The sequence below is a fragment of the Flavobacterium sp. genome, assembly GCF_043773265.1.
In the GTDB taxonomy this organism is placed as follows: Bacteria; Bacteroidota; Bacteroidia; order Flavobacteriales; family Flavobacteriaceae; genus Flavobacterium.
The window spans coordinates 1-3,971 of sequence record NZ_JAYVFH010000033.1 but is presented as its reverse complement, the minus strand read 5'-3'; the positions used below and the strand labels follow the sequence as shown (position 1 = coordinate 3,971).

Here is a 3,971-nt window from a genome sequence, read left to right as displayed (position 1 = left end):
GAAAAAAACAGTACCATTGAAACAGGTTTTGAAGTTAATTTATTAGATAAAAAACTAAATTTTAACGCAGTAGGATTTTATAGAGAACAAAATAATACTATCGGTTTTTATTTTGACAATATGACATTTGTTGGTCAATATGTTACTATTGAAGGAGTTAACAAAGCAAAAGGTGTTGAAACAGAATTGAGTTATGCTGTAAATTCTAAAGTAAAATTGAATACTAATTATACTTTTACGCAAGTTGACGAAGCTTTAGATAGATTAATTCCTAAACATAAAATAAATGCTTCACTAGATTTTCAAGCTAGTAAAAAGTTATTTTTAAATGCTAATTATCAATATGTTGATGCAAGAAAAGATGCTTTCTTTGATGGAACTACTTTTGCTGTAGCCAATGTAAATTTAAGTTCTTACCGATTATTTAATGGTTTAATTAAATATGAATTGGTAAAAAACAGATTGACTATTTTTGGAGCTGCAACAAATATTTTTAACGAAGATTTTGTTGAAAATATTGGCTATTCAACTCGTGGAAGAAATTTTAGATTAGGATTGAATATAAACTTGTAGTTTTTTAAATTTAAAACCATTAAGGTATTAAGGTTCATTAAGAGTTTTGGTCTTTATAAGAGATTTAACTTAATTTTCTTACTGCCTTAATGGTTTATATTATTTTAGTGTATCTTTAAAAATAATTATTAGATTTTAAATTTATTTTACCTCACTATACATTCCAAATTCCAAAAAATCAACATCATCAAAATCAGTTAAATTAATTGATGTTGATTGCGGTATAACTTTTCCACTAGCCATTATTTGATTCAATGCAACATTCAATAATGGTTCGTCGGTATTTCCTAAAATTCCCAAATTTGATAGATTTTCTGTTAATAGAAAATTAGGTTGTAATCCGTTTTGATAATCGCCAAATCCTGCATTGTTAACTGTTTTTAATACAATTGGTTGCATTGCATATTTGTGTTTAGAACTTCTGTTGGCTTTTCCAAAATTTGGAGAATCGTATAATGTTATTGAACCTACATTTTTACCAGTTGTTACATCGCCAATTTGAATTACATTAATATAAGGTTTCAATCCGTTTATTACTAATTCGCTTGCCGATGCTGTACTTTTGGAAGTTAAAACATAAATTTTAGTCAAATTTAAACTTGCAATTGCGCTTCCATTTGCTAGTTTGTCTGTAAAATTATCTATCAATTGATTTGGATTGGTTGCATTCCAATAAGCTTGCAGTTTAGCATTCCAAACTTCTCTTGCAAACACTTGATTGGTAAATTGACCAGTTATCATACTTGCCAATCGAGTTGCAGTTGAAATTGATCCACCAGAATTATAACGTAAATCTAAAACTAAATCGGTAATTTGTTGCGATTTTAAATTTGCAAAAGCAGTATTTAATTGCGATTCGTAATTTGGAAAAAATCCGTTGTAAACTAAATATCCTATTTTTTTATTGCCTTGATTTATAACATTTGAAATTAAAACTGGATTTTCAGATAAATTGGTTTTGGTAACGGTTACCGATTGTCCGTTTGGAGATATGTTTCCGTTATCGTAATCGGCAAGATTTAAAGTTTGTGTTACATTTTTTAGTAATTCTTGGTAATTAGAAATGGTTAACGATGTTCCATTTATGGCATAAAAAATAGTTCCGCGAGAAATATTTTTAGTAGCAGCATCACTATTTGGAATAATGTATCTAACCCAACCAAATAAATCTGTTGTACTTCCGGCTTTAAATTTTAATCCAAAATCTACACCATTATTTAAAGTAGTTCCAGAAAGTATTCCTTCTAAAGTTTCATAATTATCAAAAATCACACTAAATCTATCAATAGAATTATCAACTCTAAGCGAATTAAATAAGTCTTTTGGATTGGAATAATTGGTTAAAAAATTATTTAAATCGTCTTGATTTGCAAATCGTTCGTCTTGCAAATTTGTAACCTCATTTTGCCATAAATAATAAAGATTCATTCCTTTCCAAACAAAATCATTAATTTGCAACGATTCTGGAACGTATAAATCGTCTTTAGTATCGCAATTGGTAGTTGTAAAAAAGATAAAAAGTGCTAGTATTGAAATTTTAAATTTCATTTTTTATTAGAATTTTATTCAAATTTAGTGAAAATTGTAAAAAAATAATTTTTTCTTGTAACAAAAATAAATGTGCTTCGTCTTTACTATATAAGCACGAATCAAATCAATCAAATCAACCCAAAAAAATGAATCAAAACGAGTTTATACTACTAATCAATCCGTTTAAAGACAAGCTCTTTCGGTTGGCAAAAAGATTGCTCGTTAGTACAGAAGAAGCTCAAGATGCAACGCAAGAAGTTCTTGTAAAATTGTGGACAAAAAACGAAGGTTTAGACGAATATAAAAGTGTAGAAGCACTTGCAATGACAATGACTAAAAATTATTGTTTGGATCAATTAAAGTCGAAACGAGCAAGTAATATGACAATTGTTCATACTAATTATACTGATAGAGAAGCTAGTTTACAACAAAAACTAGAAGACAAAGACAGTTTAAATTGGGTAGAAAAAGTAATTAATGAATTGCCAGAACAGCAAAAATTAATTATACAAATGAGAGATATTGAGCAATATGAATTTGAAGAAATTGCAAAAATATTGGATATGAATGAAACTGCAATTCGAGTAGCACTTTCTAGAGCACGAAAAACGATAAGAGAATATTTGACTAAAACGCATAATTATGGCATTAGATAGAATAGAACAATTAGTAGAAAAATACTTTGAAGCACAAACAAGTATTGCCGAAGAAAAGGAACTTAAAGTATATTTTTCTTCATCAAATGTTGCGCAGCATTTACAGCAATATCAAATTGTTTTTGGGTATTTTGAAAAAGAAAAAAAGGAACAATTTAAAGCAACGTTACCACTAGAAACTAAAACGCTTAAAAAAGCAACATGGTTAGCAATTGCAGCAAGTGTAACTGTTTTTCTAGGTGTTGGAATGTTTATGTATACTAATAACGAACAAGCTAAGATTCCATCAGAATATGGAACTTATGAAAATCCAGAAGTAGCTTTAAAGGAAACTCAAAAAGCATTGGCATTATTGTCTAAACACGTAAATACTGGAATTGAAAGCGTGAATTATATTACAGAATATGAAACATCAAAGAATAGAATTTTTAAAAAATAAAACAAAGAATCTGAAATAAATTCAGATTAAATCAACAGAATCTGAAATAAATTCAGATTAAATCAACACAATCTGAAATAAATTCAGATTAAATTCAGATTAAATTAAAAAATAGAAAAAATGAGAAAAATAATTTTAATAGTAGTTTTAGTATTAGTTTCTAATACGTTTTTTGCACAATCTGTTTTCGATAAATTCGATAATCAAGATGACATTACCACCATTATTGTAAACAAAAAAATGTTTACTTTAATGAGTAAAGTTGATACTAAAGATAAAGAAACACAACAATATTTAGCATTAATTAAAAAGCTTGATAACCTAAAAGTATTTGTTACGCAAAGCGATAAAAAAAGCGACGAGATGAAAGCTGTTGCCGAAAAATTTATTAAAACTGCTGGTCTTGAAGAGTTAATGCGAATTAATGAAAAAGGTAAAAACATAAAAATTTATGTAAAAAGCGGATCGACAGATACACAAATAAAAGAGCTTTTAATGTTTATTGAAGGTTCTGGAAAAGAAGAAACGGTATTAATGTCGTTAACAGGAAACTTTGATATTGATGAACTTTCTGTATTGACAGATAAAATGAATTTGCCTGGTGGCGATGATTTGAAAAAAGCATCTAAAAAGAAATAAATCTTTTCAATGTCAATATCAATTGCAAAAATACAATATCAATAATGTTGAATGTGTAAATACTGAATTTAAGAGCTATTTGCAAAACTCCCAACTTCCAACTTCCAACTTCCAACTAATTTATTTTGACGGCA

Annotated in this window: 5 protein-coding genes; 4 read left to right on the top strand and 1 reads right to left on the bottom strand. The window is 27.9% G+C overall.

The window, feature by feature from the left end:
• A partial coding sequence (locus ACH2BO_RS01690) for a TonB-dependent receptor domain-containing protein (RefSeq protein ID WP_395043031.1) occupies nt 1–573 on the top strand: 573 nt, incomplete at its 5' end.
• Nucleotides 574–714: 141 nt separating this feature from the next.
• Here ACH2BO_RS01690 and ACH2BO_RS01685 read toward each other — a convergent pair.
• Nucleotides 715–2,121 (bottom strand): S41 family peptidase, encoded by a 1,407-nt coding sequence (locus ACH2BO_RS01685; RefSeq protein ID WP_395043030.1) that lies wholly within the window; start codon nt 2,119–2,121, stop codon nt 715–717.
• Nucleotides 2,122–2,249: 128 nt separating this feature from the next.
• Between ACH2BO_RS01685 and ACH2BO_RS01680 the strand changes: the two genes are divergently transcribed.
• The 3 genes from ACH2BO_RS01680 (at nt 2,250) to ACH2BO_RS01670 (ending at nt 3,837) form a co-directional block, all read left to right on the top strand.
• Entirely contained in the window at nt 2,250–2,759 is a 510-nt protein-coding gene (locus tag ACH2BO_RS01680) for an RNA polymerase sigma factor (protein ID WP_395043029.1), read from the top strand.
• Nucleotides 2,746–3,198, top strand: a complete 453-nt coding sequence (locus ACH2BO_RS01675) for a hypothetical protein (protein WP_395043028.1) — start codon at nt 2,746–2,748, stop codon at nt 3,196–3,198. The genes ACH2BO_RS01680 and ACH2BO_RS01675 overlap by 14 nt, the downstream gene beginning before the upstream one ends.
• Before the next feature lie 120 nt (nt 3,199–3,318).
• On the top strand, nt 3,319–3,837 hold the full coding sequence (locus ACH2BO_RS01670) for a DUF4252 domain-containing protein (RefSeq protein ID WP_395043027.1): 519 nt from the start codon (nt 3,319–3,321) through the stop codon (nt 3,835–3,837).
• The last annotated feature ends 134 nt before the right edge of the window (nt 3,838–3,971 follow it).